26 protein-coding genes are annotated in these 22,633 nt (G+C 66.4%); 14 read left to right on the top strand and 12 right to left on the bottom strand.

The annotated features are described in order from the left end of the window. Positions 1-17: 17 nt before the first annotated feature. Positions 18-1,307 carry a DNA recombination protein RmuC gene (gene rmuC, locus QFZ46_RS15360; protein WP_307363078.1) on the top strand — a complete coding sequence of 430 codons (1,290 nt, stop codon included), beginning with the start codon at positions 18-20 and terminating at the stop codon, positions 1,305-1,307. Here the strand turns inward: rmuC and QFZ46_RS15355 are convergent. Then, positions 1,304-1,549, bottom strand: a complete 246-nt coding sequence (locus QFZ46_RS15355; RefSeq protein ID WP_307363077.1) for a hypothetical protein — start codon at positions 1,547-1,549, stop codon at positions 1,304-1,306. The genes rmuC and QFZ46_RS15355 overlap by 4 nt on opposite strands. Before the next feature lie 202 nt (positions 1,550-1,751). After that, positions 1,752-2,738, bottom strand: a complete 987-nt coding sequence (glpX, locus tag QFZ46_RS15350) for a class II fructose-bisphosphatase (protein WP_307363076.1) — start codon at positions 2,736-2,738, stop codon at positions 1,752-1,754. Positions 2,739-2,924: 186 nt separating this feature from the next. On the opposite strand from glpX, the gene fbaA reads away from it, so the two are divergent. Together fbaA and QFZ46_RS15340 are read left to right on the top strand one after the other, a co-directional pair. Continuing rightward, positions 2,925-3,953 carry a class II fructose-bisphosphate aldolase gene (gene fbaA, locus QFZ46_RS15345; RefSeq protein WP_307363075.1) on the top strand — a complete coding sequence of 343 codons (1,029 nt, stop codon included), beginning with the start codon at positions 2,925-2,927 and terminating at the stop codon, positions 3,951-3,953. Between the two features lie 145 nt (positions 3,954-4,098). After that, positions 4,099-4,287, top strand: coding sequence for a DUF1918 domain-containing protein (locus QFZ46_RS15340; RefSeq protein WP_307363074.1), 189 nt, complete (start codon positions 4,099-4,101; stop codon positions 4,285-4,287). Positions 4,288-4,333: 46 nt separating this feature from the next. Here the strand turns inward: QFZ46_RS15340 and QFZ46_RS15335 are convergent, their stop codons facing one another. The 4 genes from QFZ46_RS15335 to QFZ46_RS15320 form a co-directional block, all read right to left on the bottom strand. Next, entirely contained in the window at positions 4,334-4,885 is a 552-nt protein-coding gene (locus QFZ46_RS15335; protein WP_307363073.1) for an MOSC domain-containing protein, read from the bottom strand. Further along, positions 4,882-5,406, bottom strand: a complete 525-nt coding sequence (locus QFZ46_RS15330) for a DUF6264 family protein (RefSeq protein ID WP_307363072.1) — start codon at positions 5,404-5,406, stop codon at positions 4,882-4,884. The genes QFZ46_RS15335 and QFZ46_RS15330 overlap by 4 nt, the downstream gene beginning before the upstream one ends. A 298-nt stretch (positions 5,407-5,704) precedes the next feature. Further along, entirely contained in the window at positions 5,705-6,508 is an 804-nt protein-coding gene (locus QFZ46_RS15325; protein ID WP_307363071.1) for an IclR family transcriptional regulator, read from the bottom strand. Continuing rightward, a complete protein-coding gene (locus QFZ46_RS15320; RefSeq protein ID WP_373457678.1) occupies positions 6,505-7,548 on the bottom strand; it encodes a 4-hydroxy-3-methylbut-2-enyl diphosphate reductase in 1,044 nt (347 codons plus the stop codon). Before QFZ46_RS15320 ends, QFZ46_RS15325 begins: the two co-directional genes overlap by 4 nt. Positions 7,549-7,658: 110 nt before the next feature. Here QFZ46_RS15320 and xseA point away from each other — a divergent pair, with 110 nt between their 5' ends. From xseA to QFZ46_RS15290, 6 genes are all read left to right on the top strand, one after another. Beyond that, positions 7,659-8,936, top strand: a complete 1,278-nt coding sequence (xseA, locus tag QFZ46_RS15315) for an exodeoxyribonuclease VII large subunit (RefSeq protein ID WP_307363069.1) — start codon at positions 7,659-7,661, stop codon at positions 8,934-8,936. Positions 8,937-8,955: 19 nt separating this feature from the next. Continuing rightward, positions 8,956-9,225, top strand: a complete 270-nt coding sequence (locus QFZ46_RS15310; RefSeq protein WP_307363068.1) for an exodeoxyribonuclease VII small subunit — start codon at positions 8,956-8,958, stop codon at positions 9,223-9,225. Next, positions 9,222-9,863: a DUF4245 family protein gene (locus tag QFZ46_RS15305; RefSeq protein WP_307363067.1), complete on the top strand. Its 642-nt coding sequence runs from the start codon at positions 9,222-9,224 to the stop codon at positions 9,861-9,863. The genes QFZ46_RS15310 and QFZ46_RS15305 overlap by 4 nt, the downstream gene beginning before the upstream one ends. Next, positions 9,860-10,537 (top strand): carbonic anhydrase, encoded by a 678-nt coding sequence (locus QFZ46_RS15300; protein WP_307363066.1) that lies wholly within the window; start codon positions 9,860-9,862, stop codon positions 10,535-10,537. Before QFZ46_RS15305 ends, QFZ46_RS15300 begins: the two co-directional genes overlap by 4 nt. Further along, the gene (locus QFZ46_RS15295; protein ID WP_307363065.1) at positions 10,534-11,955 is read left to right on the top strand and encodes a class II fumarate hydratase; all 1,422 of its coding nucleotides are present in this window, start codon (positions 10,534-10,536) and stop codon (positions 11,953-11,955) included. Before QFZ46_RS15300 ends, QFZ46_RS15295 begins: the two co-directional genes overlap by 4 nt. Before the next feature lie 199 nt (positions 11,956-12,154). Beyond that, on the top strand, positions 12,155-12,991 hold the full coding sequence (locus tag QFZ46_RS15290) for a type IV toxin-antitoxin system AbiEi family antitoxin domain-containing protein (RefSeq protein ID WP_307363064.1): 837 nt from the start codon (positions 12,155-12,157) through the stop codon (positions 12,989-12,991). A gap of 135 nt (positions 12,992-13,126) precedes the next feature. On the opposite strand, the gene QFZ46_RS15285 is transcribed toward QFZ46_RS15290, so the two are convergent. The 3 genes from QFZ46_RS15285 to QFZ46_RS15275 form a co-directional block, all read right to left on the bottom strand. Next, complete coding sequence (locus QFZ46_RS15285; protein ID WP_307364627.1) at positions 13,127-14,401, bottom strand: PhoH family protein; 1,275 nt, start codon at positions 14,399-14,401, stop codon at positions 13,127-13,129. A gap of 277 nt (positions 14,402-14,678) precedes the next feature. Next, positions 14,679-15,788 carry an aminotransferase class V-fold PLP-dependent enzyme gene (locus tag QFZ46_RS15280; protein ID WP_307363063.1) on the bottom strand — a complete coding sequence of 370 codons (1,110 nt, stop codon included), beginning with the start codon at positions 15,786-15,788 and terminating at the stop codon, positions 14,679-14,681. Between the two features lie 42 nt (positions 15,789-15,830). Continuing rightward, positions 15,831-16,613, bottom strand: coding sequence for an isoprenyl transferase (locus QFZ46_RS15275; RefSeq protein ID WP_307363062.1), 783 nt, complete (start codon positions 16,611-16,613; stop codon positions 15,831-15,833). Positions 16,614-16,711: 98 nt separating this feature from the next. On the opposite strand from QFZ46_RS15275, the gene trhA reads away from it, so the two are divergent. The 3 genes from trhA (at position 16,712) to QFZ46_RS15260 (ending at position 18,793) form a co-directional block, all read left to right on the top strand. Next, a complete protein-coding gene (gene trhA, locus QFZ46_RS15270; protein WP_307363061.1) occupies positions 16,712-17,446 on the top strand; it encodes a PAQR family membrane homeostasis protein TrhA in 735 nt (244 codons plus the stop codon). A gap of 106 nt (positions 17,447-17,552) precedes the next feature. Then, positions 17,553-18,026 carry an S-ribosylhomocysteine lyase gene (locus QFZ46_RS15265; protein WP_307363060.1) on the top strand — a complete coding sequence of 158 codons (474 nt, stop codon included), beginning with the start codon at positions 17,553-17,555 and terminating at the stop codon, positions 18,024-18,026. Beyond that, the gene (locus QFZ46_RS15260; protein ID WP_307363059.1) at positions 18,026-18,793 is read left to right on the top strand and encodes an SDR family NAD(P)-dependent oxidoreductase; all 768 of its coding nucleotides are present in this window, start codon (positions 18,026-18,028) and stop codon (positions 18,791-18,793) included. The genes QFZ46_RS15265 and QFZ46_RS15260 overlap by 1 nt, the downstream gene beginning before the upstream one ends. Before the next feature lie 7 nt (positions 18,794-18,800). Here the strand turns inward: QFZ46_RS15260 and QFZ46_RS15255 are convergent, their stop codons facing one another. Continuing rightward, positions 18,801-19,124, bottom strand: coding sequence for a hypothetical protein (locus QFZ46_RS15255; protein ID WP_307363058.1), 324 nt, complete (start codon positions 19,122-19,124; stop codon positions 18,801-18,803). Between the two features lie 68 nt (positions 19,125-19,192). On the opposite strand from QFZ46_RS15255, the gene QFZ46_RS15250 reads away from it, so the two are divergent. Further along, a complete protein-coding gene (locus QFZ46_RS15250) occupies positions 19,193-19,579 on the top strand; it encodes a DUF4307 domain-containing protein (RefSeq protein WP_307363057.1) in 387 nt (128 codons plus the stop codon). A 91-nt stretch (positions 19,580-19,670) separates the two neighbouring features. Beyond that, positions 19,671-20,162: a transcription elongation factor GreA gene (gene greA, locus QFZ46_RS15245; RefSeq protein ID WP_307363054.1), complete on the top strand. Its 492-nt coding sequence runs from the start codon at positions 19,671-19,673 to the stop codon at positions 20,160-20,162. Here the strand turns inward: greA and ilvA are convergent. Both ilvA and QFZ46_RS15235 read right to left on the bottom strand, forming a co-directional pair. Next, positions 20,159-21,388, bottom strand: a complete 1,230-nt coding sequence (gene ilvA, locus QFZ46_RS15240; RefSeq protein WP_307363052.1) for a threonine ammonia-lyase — start codon at positions 21,386-21,388, stop codon at positions 20,159-20,161. The two genes, greA and ilvA, sit on opposite strands and share 4 nt — an antisense overlap. Continuing rightward, positions 21,385-22,578, bottom strand: a complete 1,194-nt coding sequence (locus QFZ46_RS15235; RefSeq protein WP_307363051.1) for an AI-2E family transporter — start codon at positions 22,576-22,578, stop codon at positions 21,385-21,387. The genes ilvA and QFZ46_RS15235 overlap by 4 nt, the downstream gene beginning before the upstream one ends. Between the last annotated feature and the right edge of the window lie 55 nt (positions 22,579-22,633).

Genomic DNA, 22,633 nt, shown 5'->3' with positions numbered 1-22,633 from the left:
GGGTGCACGTTGGATCCATGGATGCCCCACTGATCGCTCTCATCGCCGTCACCGCGCTCGCGGTCGGCCTTGCCCTGGGCTGGTTCGCGCGCGCGGCGCGCGACGCCGCCGAGCACAGCCGCAGCACCACCGACCTCGCCCGCGCACAAGCCGAGCTCATCGCCGCGCGCGATGATCGCGATCGGCAGTACGACCTCTATCGGGATGCCGTGGAGCACGCACGTACCGAGCAGCGCGCCGAGGCGCAGCGGGTGCAGCAGCAGAATGCCGTTCTGACTGCGCTCGCTCCCGTACGCGAGTCGCTGCAGCAGATGCAGAACAAGGTGGCGTCCCTCGAGCAGGAACGGCATGCGCAGTTCGGCTCCCTCGCCGAGCAGCTGCGACGAGCGCAGGAGTCCGACGAGGCGCTGCGCGCGACCACAGAGTCCCTCGCAGGAGCGCTGCGTTCGACGTCGACGCGCGGGGTGTGGGGAGAAACGCAGCTGCGCCGCGTCGTCGAGGCCGCCGGCCTCACTCGTCATGTCGACTTCGATCTGCAGTCAACGATCTCGTCGGATCGCGGTCAGGGCCGACCCGATATGGTCATCCGCCTCGCAGGGGGCACATCGATCGCTGTCGACGCGAAGGTGCCGCTCGACGCCTATCTCGAGGCGAGTGCGCTCGGCGGAGGAGACGCGCAAGAGGCGCAGCGCCGCCAGTTCATGCAGAAGCACGTCAAGGCCGTCCGTGCACACATTGATGCGCTCGCCAAGAAGGCGTACTGGGCGGGGCTCGATGCCAGCCCGGAGTTCGTCATCTGCTTCCTGCCCAGTGAATCGTTGCTCGCCGCTGCGATCGACGAAGACCCGACGCTGCTCGACTACGCCTTCGGCAAGCGCGTCGCACTCGCCTCTCCGGTGAACCTGTGGGCCGTGCTGAAGACGGTCGCGTTCACCTGGACGCAGCAGGAGGTGTCGACCGAGGCCCGAACTCTGCTCAATCTCGGCACGCAGCTCTTCGACCGTCTCGGAGTTCTCGCCGGGCACGCCGATGACATGCGGCGGGCATTGGAGCGCACTGTCGAGAGCTACAACCGCTTCGCCGGTTCGCTCGAGACCCGGGTACTGGTCACCGCTCGTCAGTTTCCAGGAATCGACGCCTCGGCGCTGGAGGCAGCGCCACAGCCGATCACGACCTCACCCCGCCGGTTCACCGCACCAGAGCTGGTGGAGAGCACCACGATGGACACTGCAGAAGCGGGGACGATGCACCTGAACGAGATCCAGGCCGATCTCGATGCCGTGCGGCTGCGGATGGAAGAACGCTAGGCGCTGTACGGCACCCAGCTGAGCAGGGCGATCACGAGGCCGGAAGTCACGACGAACGCGCCGATCATCCACCACGAGCTGAGCTCGTGCCCTTCGGGTCGGCGCACGCGGAAGAGCACATCAGCGCGACGCGCAGGATCGACGTTCGCGGGAGGCACGGTCGCGGCTGCTGCAGCGGCGACGCGATCGGCCTCATCCTCGGGAGTGATCCGAAGGATGCGGCCGGTATTGGTGGTGACCATAGCTGTCGCTCGTGACTTCGCGTCTCGCGTCTGCTCCGTGGTCATCTCACCCTCCTGGATGCCGTCGTGAACTGTGACGGCGACGAACCCAGGGCCTATTGTGCCAGCAAAGGCTGAACGTCACAGGATGCACGCGCGCGCTGGTATACCGGGTCGGTAACGATCCGGTGCGGCGAGAGACGGGGTTACAGGCCTTTGAGCCCTAGAGCCACTTGGAAACGAGGTGCTCCGACGCGATGCGACGGAGCGTTCCCGATGCACCACGCAACACGACAGATTCGGTGTACACGTAGTTGCCCTCGCGGCGAACACCTGCGACCAGCTGCCCATCAGTGACGCCGGTCGCAACGAAGATCGTATTGTCACCTTTCACGAGTTCATCGGCTTCATAGACATAGTCCATCTGCAGGCCTGCGTCGATGCCTCGCTGACGCTCGTCGTCGTCGCGCGGCCAAAGACGCCCCTGAATGTGGCCGCCGAGCGCCTTGATCGCACATGCAGTGACGATGCCTTCCGGGCTGCCGCCGACGCCGATGCACATGTCGGTACGGGCACCGTGACGGGCGGCGTTGATACCGCCGGCGACGTCGCCGTCGCTCATCAGGCGTGTGCCGGCACCGGCCGCACGGATCTCCTCGATGAGCTTCTCGTGGCGGGGGCGGTTCAGCACCGAGACGACGAGTTCGTCGACCGGCTTGCCGAGCGCCTTGGAGAGCAGGCGGATGTTCTCGCCGACTGGCAGTCGGATGTCGACGACGCCGACACCGGCCGGCCCTGTGACGAGCTTGTCCATGTAGAAGACGCTCGACGCGTCGAGCATCGTATCCCGGTCCGAGACGGCGATGACGGAGAGGGCGTTCTGACGACCAGCCGCGGTGAGCGAGGTTCCATCGATCGGATCGACAGCGATATCGCACTCCGGGCCGCGGCCCGAGCCCACCGTCTCGCCGTTGAACAGCATCGGGGCGTTGTCCTTCTCGCCCTCGCCGATGACGACACGGCCCTGGAAGTTCACGGTGCCGAGGAAGGCGCGCATCGCATCGACCGCCGCGCCATCTGCGGCTTCCTTGTCACCACGACCGATGAACGGCACCGCCCGGATCGAGGCGGCCTCGGTCGCACGCACCAGTTCCAGCGCGAGGTTTCGATCGGGACGCAGGGGGCTCATATCGGCCGTCAGACTCACCATGTGGTCAGCCTAGCCAGCTGACTGCGCGGAACCGCTGGTGTTTCATGCGAATTCATGTGAAGGAATCGCCCTTCTTAACACTGGGGAAGAGTGCGGGGACACAGCGAGCTCTTCGGCCCACGGCATCCGCTCGCCCGCACCGATAGAGTGAAAGCTGTCCCGGCTTCATCTATCGCAGGAGTTTTCATGCCCGTCGCCACTCCGGATCAGTACGCAGAAATGCTCGACCGCGCGAAGGCCGGTGGCTTCGCGTATCCCGCATTCAACGTCTCCAGCTCGCAGACCATCAACTCCGTCCTCCAGGGGCTGACCGAGGCCGGCTCCGACGGCATCATCCAGGTCACCACGGGCGGTGCCGACTACTTCGCCGGCCACACGGTCAAGGCTCGCGCCACGGGTGCTCTCGCGTTCGCGCGGTACGCCACCGAGGTCGCCAAGAACTACCCGATCACCGTAGCCCTGCACACCGACCACTGCCCGAAGGATGCCCTCGCCGGCTTCGTCGAGCCGCTGATCGCCGCTTCTGAGGAAGAGGTAAAGGCCGGGCGCAACCCGATCTTCCAGTCCCACATGTGGGACGGCTCGGCTGTTCCCCTCGCCGAGAACATCGAGATCGCAAAGGACCTGCTCCCCCGCATGAAGGCGATCAACGCCATTCTCGAGGTCGAGATCGGCGTCGTCGGCGGTGAAGAGGACGGCGTGCAGCACGAAGGCTCGAACGAGGCGCTATATACGACGATCGCCGACGTCACTCAGGCCGTCGAGGCACTCGGACTCGGTGAGCAGGGGCGCTACATCGCCGCGCTCACCTTCGGCAACGTGCACGGCGTCTACAAGCCGGGCGGCGTGAAGCTGCGCCCCGAGCTGCTCGGAGAGATCCAGGAAGGCATCGCTGCGAAGTTCGGCACCGGCGCCAAGCCGCTCGACCTCGTATTCCACGGCGGCTCCGGCTCGACCGACGAGGAGATCGCGCTTGCTGTCGCCAACGGCGTCATCAAGATGAACATCGACACCGACACGCAGTACGCATACACGCGTGCGATCGCCGACTACATGTTCAAGAACTACGACGGCGTCCTCAAAGTCGACGGCGAGGTCGGCAACAAGAAGGTCTACGACCCTCGCGCCTGGGGCAAGGTGGCGGAGACGGCCATGGCCGCTCGCGTCATCGAATCGACCCGCCAGCTCGGCTCGTACGGCCAGTCCAAGAGCTGACGCACGACGCAGATCACGACGATGCCTCGGCCCGGTTTCGGGTCGGGGCATCGTCATCTCCGGAATGCCCGGCGCGTCGTAAGCCCTTGCCAGCGGAGGCCACAGGGAGCATCGTTGAAGCATCCGATCCGCGAGGAAGGGTGTGATGGCGATGCATGCAAAAGCAGGTGACCGGTTGATCGTCGAGGGGCGCACCGATACGGCGCACAGGCGCGAAGGCGAGATCCTCGAGGTGCACGGCGACGATGGCTCACCGCCCTATATGGTGCGGTGGGACGACGGGCACCAAGGTACGGTCTACCCCGGACCCGATGCTCACGTCGTGGAGAGCTGAGGCACGTTCACGAGCCCAAGCGGTGTGAGTGGGTCGCGAGCAGGCCCTAACGCGCCCGATACACCTCGAGAATCGTCGGAGCGGCATCCGGCCGATCCAGAACGGTGATCTCGTCACCAGCCTCGATGCGGCCCGTCGTGATGACGCGCAGATAGGCACCGAGCCTTCCGGCCTGGGCGAAACGCTTGACCCAGCCGCGCTCATCGTCACCGCCGACCCAGCGTGCGAACGTCTGACACGGGTTGCGCGACGTCGTCACTTCGACGATCACGCTCTTGCCGATCTGCCACCGCTCGCCGACCTTCGCCGTGTTGACGTCCATGCCGTCCACCCGCAGGTTCTCACCGAACCACCCCGCTGGCAGTTCCCGCCCGAGTTCGCCTGCCCAGTACGTGGCATCGTCCTGCGAATACGCGTACACGGCCTGGTCGAGCCCGCCGTGATTCTTGCGGTCCGCCTGCACATCGGCATAGACCCCGTAGGCACCGACACGCACCGGACCCATCACCGGTCGCTTGTCGATCGCGGTCGTGCCGACGGTGCCGGCGTCCGGACGCAACTCATGCACCACGCAGACGGCGAGCACGTTCGCGCTCAACGACCCGCCATCCCGTCGACGTACGCCATGAAAGCGGGGTCGCCCATCATCGGCACCATGATGCAGATCGACACGATCAGCATGGTCACGGCCGCCCCGACCAGCGGCACCCACCAGGTGAGCTTGCCGGTGCGCAGTCGTCGCAGCGATAGCCAGGCCGTGATCACCCAGCCCACGACGAGGAGGACGGCTGCGATCGTGCCCCACAGCTTGCCCTGAGCGAAGTTGGTGAACTCACCATCGATTCCGAGAATGTCCATGCTCTGATTCATCACGGTCGGCAGGTCGAGATACGACATCCCCGTCATGACCACGTTCACGATGCCGTAGGCCAGCAACGCGATCGTGACGATCCTGTCCCATGGCCGCGCCTTCGTGATCGATCGGGCGGTCGCCTCCGGTGCCGGCTGTTCGGTCACCGGGGCAGCAGCGGGCGAGGCGTCGAGCGGTGGCAGGCCCGCCAGCCGTCGCTGCTCATCCGGAGTCGCATATTCGCCGTACTGGGGCCGCTGGTCGGTCATTCCGACATGCTAACCGGCCGGGCTTTGAACCGACGCGCAGGGAGGCGGGCAGCGCAAGGACGCGCGCGCAGGGAGGCGGGCAGCGCAAGGACGCGCGCGCAGGGAGGCGGGCCATGGAACAGCGGCGGCCCCAGAGAAGTGGGGACTCCTCGGGGGCCGTTGAAGTGGAGCGCTGGGGACGCTCACACCTCGAGATGAAGGGGCGCTGGGGACGCGTCCTGCATCTGCAGCGCCGTGATACAGGCGACTGCACTCTTAAGACTAGGCAACTGTCCCACCGAGCGCGAGTGGTCGTTCTTCAGATAGTGAACTCATCGCCCGGACCGCGTCCGGCGTCACCGGCATCCATCGCGTCCGCTCCCAGTTGCAGCGCGAGTCGCCGCGCCGCGCGCTGAAGCGTGCGGACGAGACCGCGATCGACGACAGCGCGGTCGGAGGGCAACGAGATCGCCAGTGACGCCGTCAGATTCGGCGCGATGACAGGTACCGCGACGCACGTGCTGCCGACCGAGTACTCCTCGTCATCTATCACCCACCCCGGCGACTGCTCCAACTGCGTGAGCAGTGTGCGCCTGTCACTGATCGTGTTCGGCGTGAGTTCTTCGAGCCGATGTCTGGAGAGATAGTCCAGCCGATCCTCCTCGTCGAGGTCAGCGAGGATCTGCTTCCCGAGCGCGGTGGCGTGTGCGCTGGAGTGCAGGCCCACCCACAACTCGACGCGCGGATTATGCGTGGCATCCACGATGTCGACCAGATGCACCTCGCCGTCATCGAAACGCGAGAGATATGCAGTGGCCCCGACTTCATCGGTGACCTGCCGTAACGCGGCGCGAACCCGTGCGAGGAAGACGCCGCGCGCACCGATCTGTCCCTGGAAGGACGGGAATCTCGTGCCCAGCACCAGCCCATCCGGCTCTGCGGCGAGATATCCCTCATGTATCAGGGTGCGCACCAGGTTGTATGTGGTGCCGGGAGTGAGTCCCGTGGCTGATGCCAGCATCTTCGTCGGCAACGGGCGAGGGGCGTTCGCGACGATGTCGACGAGACGGAGCGCGCGCTGAACCGATCCGATCAGTGTGGGCTCCGACTCCTGGAGGTTCACCTGGGCGTATCAGGACCCGCTGCACGGCCGCCGAGCGCACGAGCGTCGCGCTGGCCGGAGGCATCCTGCCTCAGTTCCTTGGGAAGGGAGAACATCAGATCCTCCTCGGCGGTGCGGATTTCTTCCACGTCGCCGTAGCCGGCGGCGTCCAGCGCCTCGAGGACTTCCCTCACGAGCACCTCCGGAACAGAGGCTCCGCTCGTCACTCCCACGGTGGCGACACCGTCGAGCCATTCCTGCTTGATCTCTTCGGCGTAGTCCACACGGTACGCCGCCTTGGCCCCATACTCCAGAGCCACTTCCACCAGTCTCACGCTGTTCGACGAGTTGGACGAGCCGACGACGATCACGAGGTCAGCGTCGACGGCGACCTTCTTGATCGCGACCTGACGGTTCTGGGTGGCGTAGCAGATGTCGTCGGACGGCGGCGCCTGCAGATCCGGGAAGCGCAGACGCAGCCGGTTGACTGTCTCCATCGTCTCGTCGACCGAAAGCGTGGTCTGCGACAGCCAGACGACCTTCGACGGGTCCTTGACCACAACGGTGTCAGCCTCGTCCGGCGAGTTGACGATGGTCACTCGATCTGGCGCGTGGCCGGCTGTGCCCTCGACCTCTTCGTGACCCTCATGGCCGATGAGCAGGATCTCGAAGTCATCGCGGGCGAAGCGCACGGCCTCGCGGTGCACCTTGGTCACCAGTGGGCAGGTCGCGTCGATCGCATGCAGCCCCCGATCGGATGCCGCATCCACGACCGCCGGAGAGACTCCGTGCGCGCTGAACACGACGTGCGCGCCGGTGGGCACCTCATCGACCTCCTCGACGAAGATCGCGCCCTTCTCTTCGAGCTCGGTGACGACATGGATGTTGTGCACGATCTGCTTGCGCACGTAGACAGGGGCGCCGTAGCGCTCGAGCGCCTTCTCGACGGCGACGACGGCGCGATCGACACCGGCGCAGTAGCCGCGCGGAGCGGCGAGCAGAACCCGCTTGTGTCCGTCCACCGGGTTATTCTGAAGCCGCGCCGCCCGCGAACGTGGGATGCGGGGAACGGGAAGATGTACGGTGGCCTGACTCACGCTTCGATCCTACCTTCGAACGGTCATGGCGGGCCTGGACGGACGCTCAGGCGCACAACCACGGAAGGGGCCAGATGACGGTCTTCGAAGCGACACCGGCGAAGGGCGAGGCTCCCCCGGCGGACGCCGTGGCTCCACGCGATTCGACGGCGGATGCTCCGACCTCGGTCGCCCGCTTGAACGGCACGATCCGCGACTTCATCGCACGCTGGAATGTCGTCTGGGTCGAGGGCGAGATCACCTCGTGGAACGTGCGCGGCGGCAACGTGTTCGGTCGCCTGAAGGACACTCAGTCCGATGCGCAGATCTCGATCCGCCTCTGGTCGAGCGTGCGCGGACGCATCCCCGCCGATCTGGGTATCGGCGACCACGTCGTCGCTGCGGTGAAGGCCGACTACTTCGTCAAGGCCGGCGACTTCAGCTTCACCGTCTCGAACATGAAGCACGTCGGCCTCGGAGACCAGCTGGAGCGTCTCGAGAAACTGCGCGCCCAACTGCGCCAGGAGGGCCTGTTCGACTCTTCGCGCAAGAAGCCGCTGCCGTTCCTCCCCCACGTGATCGGGCTCATCACCGGTGAGAGATCGGATGCTGAGAAGGATGTGCATCGCAACTCCGAACTGCGCTGGCCGCAGGTGCGTTTTCGCACCGAGTATGCCGCGGTGCAGGGCGATCGCTGCGTGCCGGAGACACTGGCCGCGCTCGCGAAGCTCGACGCCGATCCTGACGTCGACGTCATCATCATCGCGCGAGGCGGAGGCGACCCGCAGACGCTGCTCGGATTCAGCGACGAGCGCCTCGTGCGGGCGGTGGCCGCGGCATCCACGCCCGTCGTCTCGGCGATCGGACACGAGAACGACCACCCGCTTCTCGATGATGTCGCCGACCTGCGCGCCTCGACGCCGACGGACGCCGCCAAACGCGTCGTCCCCGACGTCGGAGAGCAGCGGGCGCTGATCGGTCAGCTGCGCTCACGCGCGACCACCCGGCTCACGCAGCGCATCTCCCACGATATCCAGCAACTCGAGCAGCTGCGCACGCGCCCCGTGCTGCGCTCCCCTGACCCGATCATCGAATCACGCGCGCAGGAGATCTGGCTGCAGGTGTCGCGCGGACGCGACACGATCACACGACGCCTCGACACGGCAGCGCGCAAGACCACCGAGCTGCGTGCCTCACTGCGCGCCCTCTCGCCGGCCGCGACGCTGGCGCGCGGCTATGCGATCGCCCACCTCGACGGCGGTGTGATTCTGCGCGATGCCGCCGATGCTCCGGCCGGTGCCTCGTTGACCATCACGGTCGACCGCGGATCCGTCGCCGCCCGCTCGGAGGGCGAGATCGCGGAAGCGGAGTGAAACGCCTACGGGACGTAGGATGGAAACCGTGACTGCGCCGACCGACTCCCCCGTCGAGACTCTGTCGTTCGAGGCCGCTCGCGACGAACTCGTGCGTGTGGTGGCCGAGCTCGAACAGGGTGCGCCGACCCTCGAGCATTCGCTCGCGCTCTGGGAGCGCGGCGAAGCCCTTGCGGCACGTTGCGAGGAGTGGCTGCTGGGCGCGAAGCGCCGTCTCGATGAGGCTCGGGCCGCGGCATCCGGTACTTCCGCGGATTCCGGCACGTCCGCAGACGGGGCCGAGTCGTGAGCAAGAGCGCTCCGATCGTCGCCGAGCTCGGCCGCCCCGAGACGCCTGAGGAGACCGCAGCGCGCAAGGCGGAGTTCAGCAAGAGATATCGCGCGAGTCAGAATTTCCGCAACCTCATCGCTGCGCTTCTCGTCACCCTGGCAGTGGTCGCCGTCGTCATCTTCGCCGTCCCGCGGGGAGAGCGTGCTTCTGAGACAACGGTCGACGTCGCCGCAATCGCGCAGGATGTCGAATCGACCATGGACAGGCCCGCGATCGTCCCCGAGTTGGATGACTTCTGGCGTGTGAACGCCGCAGAACTGCAGAGTGGCGCGACCGTCGTCTGGAACATCACGCTGGCACCGGCCGCCGAAGACGAGCGCGGCTTCATCCGCATCGCGCAGGCGTTCGACGACGACGCGTCCTGGGCGCCGCAGATGCTGGGCGGCACGGCCGCCACAGACACCACCCGCATCGGCGGACTCGAATGGGACGTCTATGAGCTGGGCGGCGACACGGACGACAACGTGTCGTACGCCATCGGCACGCAGGCGGGCGACGATTACGTCCTGCTCTACGGATCACGCTCTGCCGAGTCGACGGCCGAACTGGCCGAATTGCTCGTTCCCCAGATCAACGACATCGCGGAGGCCTCATGACGACGCTCACGCCCACAGAAGCATGGCAGCAGATGCTCGACGGCAACCGTCGATTCGTGAACGGGGACCCCCGGCATCCGAACCAGGACGTTGAGCGGCGGCACGACCTCGCCCACCAGCAGAACCCGGTCGCGACGCTGTTCGGATGCTCGGACTCCCGCCTGGCGGCCGAGATCATCTTCGACCTCGGGCTCGGTGACCTCTTCGTGGTTCGCAACGCCGGGCAGGTGATCGGCGAGTCGATCGTCGGGAGCCTGGAGTACGCCGTCGAGATCCTCAAGGTCCCGTTGATCGTCGTCCTCGCCCACGACGAATGCGGTGCTGTGCGCGCGGCGATCGACGGCACGGCAATCGATGCCGCCCCGCTTCCGCCGCACATCTGGAAGCTCATCGCCCCGATCATCCCTGCTGCCCGCAAGGTGCTGGCGGAGAACGGCGGATCATCGCCCGCAGACATCGACGCCGAGCAGGTCGGGCGCGAGCACCTGCGCAACACGGTCGCGAACCTGCTGCAGTCGTCAGAGCTGATCAGCGACGCCGTCGCCGAAGGCCGACTGGGCATCGTCGGCGCCAACTACCGACTTGCCGAAGGAACGGCCGTGCCGGCCATCGCAGTGGGAATCGACACCAAGGGGATCGAAGAGGTCCCCGCAACCGAGGAGGGATCGCAGTGACCGATACACACCAGCGCAGCGGCGAAGAGTCGCAGGGCTACCGCATCGAGCACGACACCATGGGCGAGGTCCGCGTGCCCGTGAACGCACTGTACGGTGCGCAGACGCAGCGCGCAGTGGAGAACTTCCCGATCTCGGGCAAGGGGCTGGAATCGGCGCAGATCGCCGCCCTCGCGCGCATCAAGAAGGCCGCAGCGCTGGCGAACAAGGAACTCGGCACGCTCGACGGTGCCATCGCGGATGCGATCGCCGCCGCCGCCGATCGCGTGGCATCCGGTGCACACGATGGCGAATTCCCAGTGGACACGTACCAGACAGGGTCCGGTACTTCCTCGAACATGAACATGAACGAGGTGCTGGCGTCCATCGCCTCCAGCATCCTCGGCTCCGCCGTGCACCCGAACGACCATGTGAACGCATCGCAGTCGTCGAACGACGTGTTCCCGACCTCGGTGCACATCGCTGTCACCCAGGCGCTCATCGACACGCTCATCCCCTCGCTCGATCACCTCGCCGTCGCCCTCGAGGCGAAGGCGGTGCTGTGGAAGGATGCCGTCAAGTCCGGCCGCACGCACCTCATGGATGCGACGCCCGTCACCCTCGGCCAGGAGTTCGGCGGCTACGCCCGCCAGATCCGCCTCGGTATCGAGCGTGTGCAGTCCGCGCTCCCCCGCGTCGCCGAGGTGCCGCTCGGCGGCACGGCCGTCGGCACCGGCATCAACACTCCACTCGGCTTCCCGCAGAAGGTCATCGCCCTGCTCGCGGAAGAGACCGAGCTGCCGATCACCGAGGCGAAGGACCACTTCGAGGCTCAGGCGAATCGTGATGGCCTGGTCGAGGCATCCGGCGCTCTGCGCACCATCGCCGTGTCGCTGACGAAGATCAACAACGACCTGCGCTGGATGGGTTCCGGCCCGAACACGGGTCTCGGCGAGCTGCACATCCCCGACCTGCAGCCCGGATCGTCGATCATGCCGGGCAAGGTCAACCCTGTCGTGCCGGAGGCCGTGCTGATGGTCTGCGCCCGCGTGATCGGCAACGACGCGACCGTGGCATGGGCGGGAGCATCCGGTGCCTTCGAACTGAACGTCGCCATCCCTGTCATGGGAACGGCGCTGCTCGAGTCGATCCGCCTGCTCGCGAACGCCTCGCGCGTCCTCGCGGACAAGACCATCGACGGGCTCGTCGCCAACACGGAGCGTGCCGCTGCGTTCGCGGGCATGAGCCCGTCGATCGTGACGCCGCTGAACAAGCTCATCGGCTACGAGGCCGCGGCGAAGATCGCCAAGCACGCCGTCGCTGCCGGAATCACCGTGCGCGACGCTGTGATCGACCTCGGCTACGTCGAGCGCGGCGAGCTGACACTGGATCAGCTGGACGAGAAGCTCGACCTGCTGAGCATGACCCACCCGGGCTGAGGCCCGGGCCGGCCGCCGACACTTCGGGGGCTGAATACACGAATGTCGGACGGTTCTCGGGAATCGATCCGACATTCGTGCATTCGGCCCCCGTTCCGTGGGATCGACCCGGCCTGCACAGGATGCCGCGCACCCGGAGTTGTCCACGAACATGGGTTTCCGACACCGGATGACGCAGCCGATCCGTCACGGTGGGGTGATGTTCGATCCAGCCTCACTCATCTCGCACCTCGGCGGAATCGCCCGTGGAGTGCAGCTCCAGCAGTTCGGCGTCACCAGACACCGTCTGGCGGCCGCCGTCTCTTCCGGTGAGATCCAACGCCTGCGTCCTGGTACCTTCGCCTCATTCGATGCGAACGCTGCAGATCTGGCCGCGGTCCGTCACGGCGGCGCGCTCACCTGTTCGGCGGCACTGCGCAGACACGGGGTATGGGTACTCTCCGCAGAGGGTCCGCCGCATGTGTGGGTCGGTCGGCGTGGACGCGTGCATCAGCATCCCGGCTGCGCATGCGTGAGTCACTTCTTCCGCGGCATCCCGCCCCTCAGTCTCGCTGAGGTCGAGCACGCACTTCTCCACCTGCACAGATGCGAGGGCGCCGAATCGTTCTTCGCCTCCTTCGAATCCGCCTGGCGCCTCGGCCTCCTGTCACGCCCTGCTCGGAATCGCATCAGAGCTGCGCTTCCCGCTTCCGATCGTTGGCTCGTCGATTTCGCTCGTCACGACGCCGACAGCGGACTCGAATCGCTGCTCCGCCTCCGACTGCATCTGCTCGGCATCGCTGTGGAGTGCCAGGTCACCATTCCGACGGTCGGGAGGGTGGATTTCGTCGTGGGTGGCCGACTGATCATTGAGGCGGACGGCAAGGAGAATCACGATGGGCCGTCGATGCGTCATAAGGACCTGACACGGGATGCCGCGGCATCCGCTCTCGGCTACGAGACGCTCCACTTCGACTACGCACAGGTCATCTACGACTGGCCGACCGTCCAGCAGGCGATCCTCGGGGCTCTCACCCGACTGCGCGACCACGCGTGAGCGACGGTCTGGGGGCCGGGGCGACGGATGTCGGACCAACTTCCCCGATCGGTCCGACATCCGTGCTCCGGTCCCCCAAAGTGTCGCGTCGCAGCCCGCCAAGCCGGCAGCAACCCGGCCCAACCCGGCTCCGACCTAGTTGAGTTCCCCGCCCTCCAGCAGCTCCGTGACCAGCGCGGCGATCGCCGAACGCTCCGAACGCATCAGGGTCACGTGGGCGAACAGATCGTGCCCCTTCAGCGTCTCGATCACCGAGGCGATGCCGTCGTGACGTCCGACGCGCAGGTTGTCGCGCTGTCCGACGTCGTGGGTGAGCACGACGCGGGAGTTCTGGCCCATCCGGCTCAGCACCGTCAGCAGCACGTTGCGCTCCAGCGACTGAGCCTCATCCACGATCACGAACGCGTCGTGCAGCGAGCGTCCGCGGATGTGCGTCAGCGGAAGCACCTCGAGGATGCCGCGCTCGACGACCTCCTCCATCACGTTGCCCGAGACCACCGATCCGAGAGTGTCGAAGACCGCCTGACCCCAGGGCCCCATCTTCTCGCCCTGATCTCCGGGAAGGTATCCGAGCTCCTGCCCGCCGACGGCGAACAGCGGCCGGAACACGATGATCTTCTTCTGCTGCTGCCGCTCGAGCACTGCCTCCAGCCCTGCGCAGAGCGCGAGCGCCGACTTGCCGGTGCCGGCACGACCGCCGAGTGAGACGATCCCGACGTCCGGGTCGGTGAGCAGGTCGATCGCGATGCGCTGTTCCGCCGACCGACCGTGCATTCCGAACACCTCGCGGTCCCCGCGCACCAGCCGGTATTCGCCGTCGCCGGAGATCCTGCCGAGCGCCGATCCACGCTCGGAGTGGATGATGAGACCCGTGTTGACCGGAAGTCCGCGGGCCTCCTCACTGATGCCGACCTCGCTCTCGTACAGGTCGCTGATCTCATCGCCGGAGAGGTCGAGATTCGCGATGCCGGTCCAGCCGGAGTCGACGGCCTGCTCTGCGAGGTATTCCTCGGCGGAGATGCCGAGGGATGCCGCCTTGACCCGCATCGGCAGGTCCTTGGAGACGATCGTGACGTCCTGTCCGTCCTCCGCCAGGTGCATCGCGACCGCGAGGATACGGCTGTCGTTGTCACCGAGACGGATGCCGCTGGGCAGCACCGATCCGTCGGTGTTGTTCAGCTCGACACGGAGGGTGCCTCCCTCGCCGATGGGCACCGGAAAGTCGAGTCGCCCGTGCTCGATACGCAGCTCGTCCAGGTGCCGCAGCGTCTGCCGTGCGAAGTAGCCGATCTCCGGATCGTGCCGTTTGCCCTCCAGTTCCGTGATCACGACGACCGGAAGCACGATCGAGTGCTCGGCGAAGCGGAAGAACGCCTGCGGATCCGACAGCAGCACCGAGGTGTCGAGCACGTAGGTGCGAAGGTCCTGATCCGGCTTCCCTGAGGATGCCCGACGCGAGGACTGACGGGTGGACTGCTGTGCTGTACGTGTGGTCACGACCCACTCCCGACCCGGGATGTATCCCGGCTATGCCACGAGTCGACCAGGGGGCCACGAGTCGCGATCCGGAAGGCCGACTCGAACGGGCACCGTGCCCGATGCCTAGAACGTACGACCGGGCCGACGGCTCGCGCACGCGACACGCCCTGCGGGCATGTTAAGCGCAGGTGAACTCTCTGCGGATGCTCTAAACGCCGAGCGTGCCGATTGCGTCGTCGAGCATACGCAGCGTCTCGTCGCTCGTGCCGGCGTGCGCCGCGAGACGCACGGTCGTGCCGCGCGTCGTGGCCACGATTCCCGCGTTCGTGAGGGCTGCGGACAGCGCGGCCGGCTCCTCCGGCGCGAGCGTGACGATGCCGGCGCGCCTGTTCCTCTCGCGCGGAGTCAGCACCGCGATGCCATGACGATCTGCGATCTCGAGAATGCGATCGACGTGGTCACCGATGGCCGCGTCGATCGCCGGCACTCCGGCGTCGTGCACGTCGCGCAGGCCGACAGCCAGGCGCGCGACCGCGAGCTGGTCGGGGTTGCCCACGGCATAGGCGCGAGCGGATGCTGCGGGTCCGGGCAACTCGTCGACGGGAAGCCCACCCTCCACACCTGCGAAGCCCGACAGTACGGGCGCGATGCGTTCCCTGGCCTTCGCGGAGAACGAGGTGAAGCCGGTACCTCGCGCGGCGCGCAGCCACTTGTAGCCGTGCCCCGTCACGACATCCGCCACGGAATAGTCGTCGTCCACGACGCCGAACGACTGCACGGCATCGACGATGAGCAGGCGGTCCGGACCCAGCACTTCGCGAAGCGCGGCGAGATCCACCCGGTAACCGGTGCGGAAATCGACGTGGCTGACGGCGAGCGCGGTCACGTCATCGTCCAGAGCCTCGGCGACCGCATCCGGAGTCACGAAGGTGTGCTGCGGTTCGATCCAGCGCGGGGCGAGTTCGCCCGCCGACGCCTGCGAGGCCCGCTCGAGCGTCATGGCGATGCTGGGGAACTCCGCCGAGGATGCGATGACCGTTCCCTTGAGCCCGTAGAAGGCGTGCATGAGGCCGTACGTCGCCGAGGGCTGCAGGGTCACCGTGTCGGCATCGACGTCGAGCAGCTCGGCGGCGAGCTCACGTGCTTCGCCGTACCGCTCGCTGACCAGTGCCAGCGACGATGGGCGGCCGCTGCCCAGCAGGTCCGCATCGGCGAAGACCTCGGCGCGGACCGTCGGCGAGATCGGGCCGAATGCCGCCCAGTTCAAATAGCCGGGGTCGCCGTCGAACGTCGCGACATAGTCATCGAAAGTGCTCACCCGAGAATTCTCCCATGCGACTGCATGAAGTGCCGCGTCGGGTCAGCGGCCGAAACGCCGATCCCGGTCGACGAAGTCGCGGATCGCGCGCAGGAAGTCGACCTGACGAAGGTCGGGGCCGAGCGCCTCGACGAAGTAGAACTCGCTGTGCGCACTCTGCCAGAGGAGGAAGTCACTGAGTCGCTGCTCTCCGCTCGTGCGGATGACGAGATCCGGGTCGGGCTGGCCGCCGGTGTAGAGGTGCTCGCCGATCATCTCAGGGGTGAGGTGGGCCGCTAGATCCTCCATCGTGCCACCCGACGCGTCGTGTTCGGCGATGATCGAGCGCACGGCGTCGACGATCTCATTGCGTCCGCCGTAGCCGACCGCGAGGTTCACGTGCAGCCCCGAATGGCCGGTGGTGCGCTCCTCCGCGTCTCGCAGCACACGCGCCAACTCATCGGGCAGGATGTCGGAGCGGCCGACGTGCTTGACCCGCCAGTCGCCGTTCTGCGCGAGAGACTCCGCGAGTTCGGCGATGATCTCGATGAGGTCGGCGATCTCCTGCGAGTCCCGCTTTCGCAGATTGTCACTGGAGAGCAGATACAACGAGACGACACGAACCCCGATGTCATCGCACCAACCGAGGAACTCCCGCATCTTGGCCGCGCCCGCCCGATGCCCGTCGGCAGGGGAATCAAGACCCAGCTGACGCGCCCAGCGCCGATTCCCATCGATCATCATGGCGACGTGATGCGGGACGGATGCCGGATCCAGCTGTCGGCGGAGCCGCTTGCCGTACAGCCGGTACAGCGGCCCCCGACCTTCGCTCGAACGTGCATTCACCTGCCTACGTTATCGCGCCGACGAGTGTCTGCCCTGTGAGCACGCGGGTTCGTCCGCATGTACATCTAATGGCATGGAGCGCGGCCTAGAGTGAGCACGTGAGCACTTCAGATGCCGACGCCGACTCCGTTCCCGAGCTCCCGTTGCTGGAGGACGCACGGGCAGACGCCGAAGTCGAGATCAAGCCGACCTGGCGCGGCTGGCTGCATGCCGGCACCTTCCCGGTGGCGATCGTGGCGGGCATCGTGCTCATCGTGCTCGCCGACGGTGCCGCCGCGAAATGGGCCGCCGCCGTCTTCATGGCGAGCTCGCTGCTGCTGTTCGGCAACTCCGCGCTGTATCACCGCATCAATTGGAGCCCGAAGACGAAACTGGTGCTCAAACGGATCGATCATGCGAACATCCTGCTGCTGATATCCGGCACCTACACTCCCCTCGCAGTCAACGCCCTGGTGCCGGAGAAAGGCACCCTCCTGCTCATCCTGGTCTGGAGCGGCGCTCTCCTCGGCATCCTGTTCCGGGTGTTCTGGATCAATGCGCCGCGCTGGCTGTACGTCGCCCTCTACCTCGTGCTGGGTTGGGCAGCGGTGATGTACATGGTCGACCTGCTGAACGCGAACGTCGCGATGATGGTGCTGGTCTGCGTAGGCGGTGTGCTCTACACCGGCGGCGCCGTCGTGTACGCGATGAAGAAGCCGAACCCGTGGCCTGGCCACTTCGGATTCCACGAGATCTTCCATCTCTGCACGGTGCTCGCTTTCCTGTGCCACTGGACTGCATGCCTGCTGATCTCAATGGCGCCGTACTCCCCGTCGCTTGGGCTGCCGGGCTGATCGCGGGCAACAGTTCGCAACAGGATGTGATCTCGGCGGCATCCGCAGATAGGTTCGCTGTGCACCCTCGAGCACTGTGCACCCCAGAACGACGAAGGAGAACACCATGGCTGATGTCGAGAGCTTCACCCTCGATCACACCGCTGTCCACGCGCCCTATGTCCGTCTCATCCAGACCGAGCACGGACCCAAGGGCGACGCGATCTCGAACTTCGACGTGCGCTTCGTGCAGCCGAACGAGGGCGAGATCCCGACGGCCGGGCTGCACACGATCGAACATGTGCTCGCCGGCCTGCTCCGCGACCACCTCGAGGGCGTCATCGACATCTCTCCGTTCGGCTGCCGTACCGGCTTCCACCTGATCACCTGGGGAGAGCCGGGTGTCGCGGAGGTCGTCGCGGCCGTCCGCGTGGGCCTCACCGCGATCGCGGAGGACATCACCTGGGACGACGTGCCGGGGGTCGACGCGATCAGCTGCGGGAACTACCGTGATCACAGCCTTCACAGCGCACGGGAATGGTCGAAGCGCATCCTCGAACAGGGCATCAGTCTCGACGCGTTCGAGCGCGTCGGAGTGTGATGTTCGACGAGCTCGCATCCCGGGTCGTCCTCGTCACCGGTGGTGGCAGCGGCATCGGCGCCGGCGTGGTGGACGCGTTCCTCGCCGAGGGCGCAACAGTCGTCAGCGCCGATCTGAGCGCGCCTGAGGGCCTGAATCAGACCGGCGACCGTGCGTGGTCCGTGCGACTCGACGTCAGCGACGAGTCTGCGGTGGAGCACGTCCTGGATGCCGTCACCGACGCCGTCGGCACTGTCGATGTCGTCGTGACAGCGGCAGGCACATCGACCATGGTCTACGCGACAGAGACGACGAGCGCCGAGTGGGACCTCAACCTCGACGTCAACGCGAAGGGGTCCTTCCTCGTCGCACGCGGCGTCGCACGCAGGCTCGTCGCCGCGGAGCGCACCGGACGCATCATCTTCATCTCATCGCAGGCCGGCAAGAACGGCTACCGAGGAATGACCGCGTACGTCGCCTCCAAGCACGCTGTACTCGGCGTCACGAAGACTATGGCCGTCGAACTCGCCCAGCGCGGCATCACGGTGAACGCGATCTGCCCCGGCATCATCGAGACCCCCATGAAGCACCGGGAGCGCATCGAGGGCGGCGCGATCCGCGGAATGACGGCCGACGAGGTCGCCGCCGAAGACCGCTCACAGGTGCCGTTGGGCCGAACCGGCACGACTCAGGACGTCGCCGGTGTCGCGCTCTTCCTCGCCAGCGACCTGGCGAGCTACATGACCGGACAGGGGCTCAACGTCACCGGCGGCATGACCATGCACTGAGCCGGACTCAGCGCCCTGGATCGTCTTTCTCGGATGCTGCGTCGCCGTTCGTTCCCGGCGCCGCGCCGTCCTGGCCAGAATCCTCGGCGGAGCCGGCATCCGGGGCCTGCGTATCCCTGCCCGCTGCTTCCTCGGCGTCGAGCTCTTCACGCACCTCTTCGCGGTATCGCACGCGGCGGATACGACGATTCATGTCCCAGATCAGCAGCACGACGGCGATCACGACGACCACGATCACGATGAATCCGGCGGGGCCGGGTGTGACGGACTCCGGCTCGACGGTCATCGTCGGCGTCGGAATCGGGGTCTCAGTTCCGAACAGCACGAGCATGTGTCCGCCTTTCCTGCGCAGGTCGCATAACCTGGAACCACAAGCCTAACGACCGAAAGCCCCGCCCCGTGACGACAGCACTCGAGCTCGATGAACGATACGGTCGCGGACGCCGCAAGCGCACGTCGTGGATCGTCGGCGGCGCGATCGCTCTGGTCGTGATCGTCATCGCTTCCTGGATGACCGTCTCCCAGTCGATCAACGCGGTCGATGCCGATGATCTGAGCTACGAACTCGTCGACGAGCACACTGTCACGGTGCGTTTCCAGGTCATCGCGCCCCAGGGAAAAGACCTCGCCTGCGCGATCGAAGCACTCGATGAGGAGTTCGGCGTCGTGGGCTGGAAGATCGTCGAGATCCCCGCCGGGGACAGCCACATGCAGCAGTTGACGGCGACTGTGCCGACCGTCGCAGAAGCCACGACAGGTTTGGTGAACTCCTGCTGGGTCGCATAGACTCCCCTGAGAAACCGACGCCCTGGCCACTTGCCGGGGCGTCTTGGCATATCCCCACCGCCCTGAAGGGCGTTCGACAAAGGAGCACGCTGTGTCCACAGACGCTCAGGTACCGTTCCTCACTCAAGACGCCTACGATCGGCTGGTCGCTGAGCTCGAGAACCTCTCCACCACGGGTCGCGACGAGATCGCGAAGCGCATCGAGGCCGCCCGCGAAGAGGGCGACCTCAAGGAGAACGGCGGATACCACGCCGCGAAGGACGAGCAGGGCAAGCAGGAGGCGCGCATCCGCACGCTCGAGCAGCTCCTGAAGACCGCGAAGGTCGGCGAGGCTCCGGCCAGCCGCGGAATCGTCGAGCCCGGCACCGTCGTCACGGCGCTCGTCGCCGGTGGCGAAGAGATCTTCCTCCTCGGCAGTCGCGAGATCGCGGCATCCGGAAGCGACGTGGACGTCTACAGCGAGGCCAGCCCGCTCGGGCAGGCGATCCTCGGCCTGAAGGTCGGCGAGAAGACCAGCTACGAGGCGCCGAACGGCAAGTCGATCTCCGTCGAGGTCACGAACGTCGAGACCTACGCCGGCTAGTCCGGAACGACGACCGGGTCGTAGCCTGCCTGGCGGAGCGTGTCGAGCGTCAGTTCGGTGTGCTCCGCCCCTCTGGTCTCGATGCTCATCTGCAGGATGACCTCGCTGATCTGCAAGCCCTGGCCGTGGCGGGTGTGCATGACTTCCATGACGTTCGCGCCTGCCTGGGAGACGAGCTCGGAGACCCTGGCGAGCTGGCCAGGACGGTCGGGCAACGGAATGCGGATGGTCAGGTAGCGACCGGATGCCGCGAGCCCGTGCGACACGACGCGCTGCAGCAGCAGCGGGTCGATGTTGCCGCCCGACAGCACGGCCATGGTCTTTCCGGTGCCGGAGATCTTGCCTGCGAGGATCGCGGCCACGCCGACGGCACCTGCGGGCTCGACGACGACCTTCGCCTGTTCCAGCAGTATGAGGATCGCGCGGGCGATGTCATCGTCAGTCACAGTGACGACATCGTCGACGAGATCCTTGATGATCTCGAATGGCACCGCTCCCGGCTTCGCGACCAGGATGCCGTCTGCGATGGTCGGCAGCGTCACGATCTCGACCGGATGACCGTCCGCCAGCGAGGGCAGCATCGCGGCGGCGTTCTCCGCTTGCACGCCGATCACGCGCACCGTCCGACCTGCTTGCGCCGCCGCCGCCTTCGCCGCCGCCGCCACGCCGGCGATGAGTCCCCCGCCGCCGATCCCCACCAGTATCGTGTCGACGTCCGGAGCATCCGCGATCAACTCCAGACCCAGCGTCCCCTGACCGATCACCACGTCGCGGTGGTCGAAGGGGTGGATCATCACCGCACCGGTGCGCTCTGCGAACTCGGCGGCGAGCCGCAACGACGTGGCGACGGTCTCACCTTCCAACACGACCTCGGCGCCGTACCCACGAGTTGCGAGGAGTTTGGGCACAGGCACCCCGAGCGGCATGAAGATGGTTGCCGGAATCCCGAGCGCCTGGGCTGCCAGGGCGACCCCCTGCGCATGGTTGCCGGCGGATGCCGCCACCACTCCTCGCCCGCGTTCCTCGGCCGTGAGACGGGACAACCGGTACGCGGCGCCGCGGATCTTGAACGATCCGGTGCGCTGGAGATTCTCCATCTTCAGCACGACGGGTTCGCCGAGGATGTCTGAGAGCGCCCTGGACGGCAGCGTCGGCGTGTGCGAGATCACTCGCTCCAGCCCCCGTGCGGCTTCCTCGAACTCGGCCAGGCTGGGGACTTCACTCATGTATTCCTCCGACGCCGCTCGCGCGGCACTGTACTCCAGATCAGATCACCGGCTGGTTGTCTGCCGGTCCGCCACGAACCGCTGCTGAGCGTCACGGCGACGACGTTCGCGAACGCCGCCAGCGGCACCGCGAACAGCGCACCGGGAATACCGGCGATCATCGATCCTCCGGCGACCACCAGAACGACGGCGAGCGGATGCACCTTGACAGCGGACCCCATCAGGATCGGCTGCAGAATGTGACCCTCCAGCTGCTGGACGCCGATCACGACGACCAGCATCCAGAACGCGTTCCACGGATCGTTGTAGACGAGCGCGAGGAACACGGCCACCGCTCCTGTTGCGACAGCACCGACGATCGGGATGAACGCACCGAGGAACACGAGCACGGCGACCGGAATCGCCAGCGGGACGCCGAGCAGGAAGGCTCCGAGGCCGATGCCGATCGAGTCGATCGTCGCGACCAGCAACTGGGTCTTCGCGTAACTGACGACCGTTCGCCAGCCGTTGCGAGCCGCCGCATCGACGGCAGGACGAGCGGCGCGCGGGAAGAGCTTCGTCGTCCAGCGCCAGATGCCGGCACCATCAGCGAGCAGGCAGATCAGCACGAACAACGTCAGCAGTGTGCCGACGAGGACATGACCGGCGGTCGAGCCGATGGCGAGCGCACCGGACCAGAGCAGTTGCGCCTGCTCCTGGATGAGCTCGAAACCCTGGTTCAGGTAATCCTGGATCTCCTTCTCGGAGAGATGCAACGGCCCGTCGATGAGGTACTGGCGGAACTGCTCGACCGCCGCCATCGACTTGGCCTGCACGTCGTCCCATTGCTGAGAGACCTGCCAGCTGACGAGCCAGACCAGCCCGGCCACGATCGCGAGTGTGCCCAGCAGAGCGATAAGGATCGCGAGCCATCGTGGGAAGCGACTTCGCAGCATCAGCTCGAAGGCCGGCCAGAGCAGCGCAGTGATGAGGATCCCGATCAGCAGCGGGATCACGAGCAGTTTCAGCTGGATCACCAGCCAGATGATGACACCGGCGGCTGCGGCGATCAGCAGCAGTCGCCAGGCGTATCCCGCCGCGACGCGCAGCGACAGAGGCACCGCGTTGTCGGCTTCGGTCGTGACCGTGCGATCAGTCGGCATGCGACCCCACAGGAGATCGCGCTTGCGAGGGCGCTGCTCATCCGTCATGTCGTCAGTCTAGTTGCGGGGCTGGGGGATGCTGCGACGTGCGCGGTGTCCATGT

This window comes from Microbacterium murale (genome assembly GCF_030815955.1).
Lineage (GTDB): Bacteria > Actinomycetota > Actinomycetes > Actinomycetales > Microbacteriaceae > Microbacterium > Microbacterium murale_A.
This window is presented reverse-complemented; position numbering and strand designations above follow the sequence as displayed.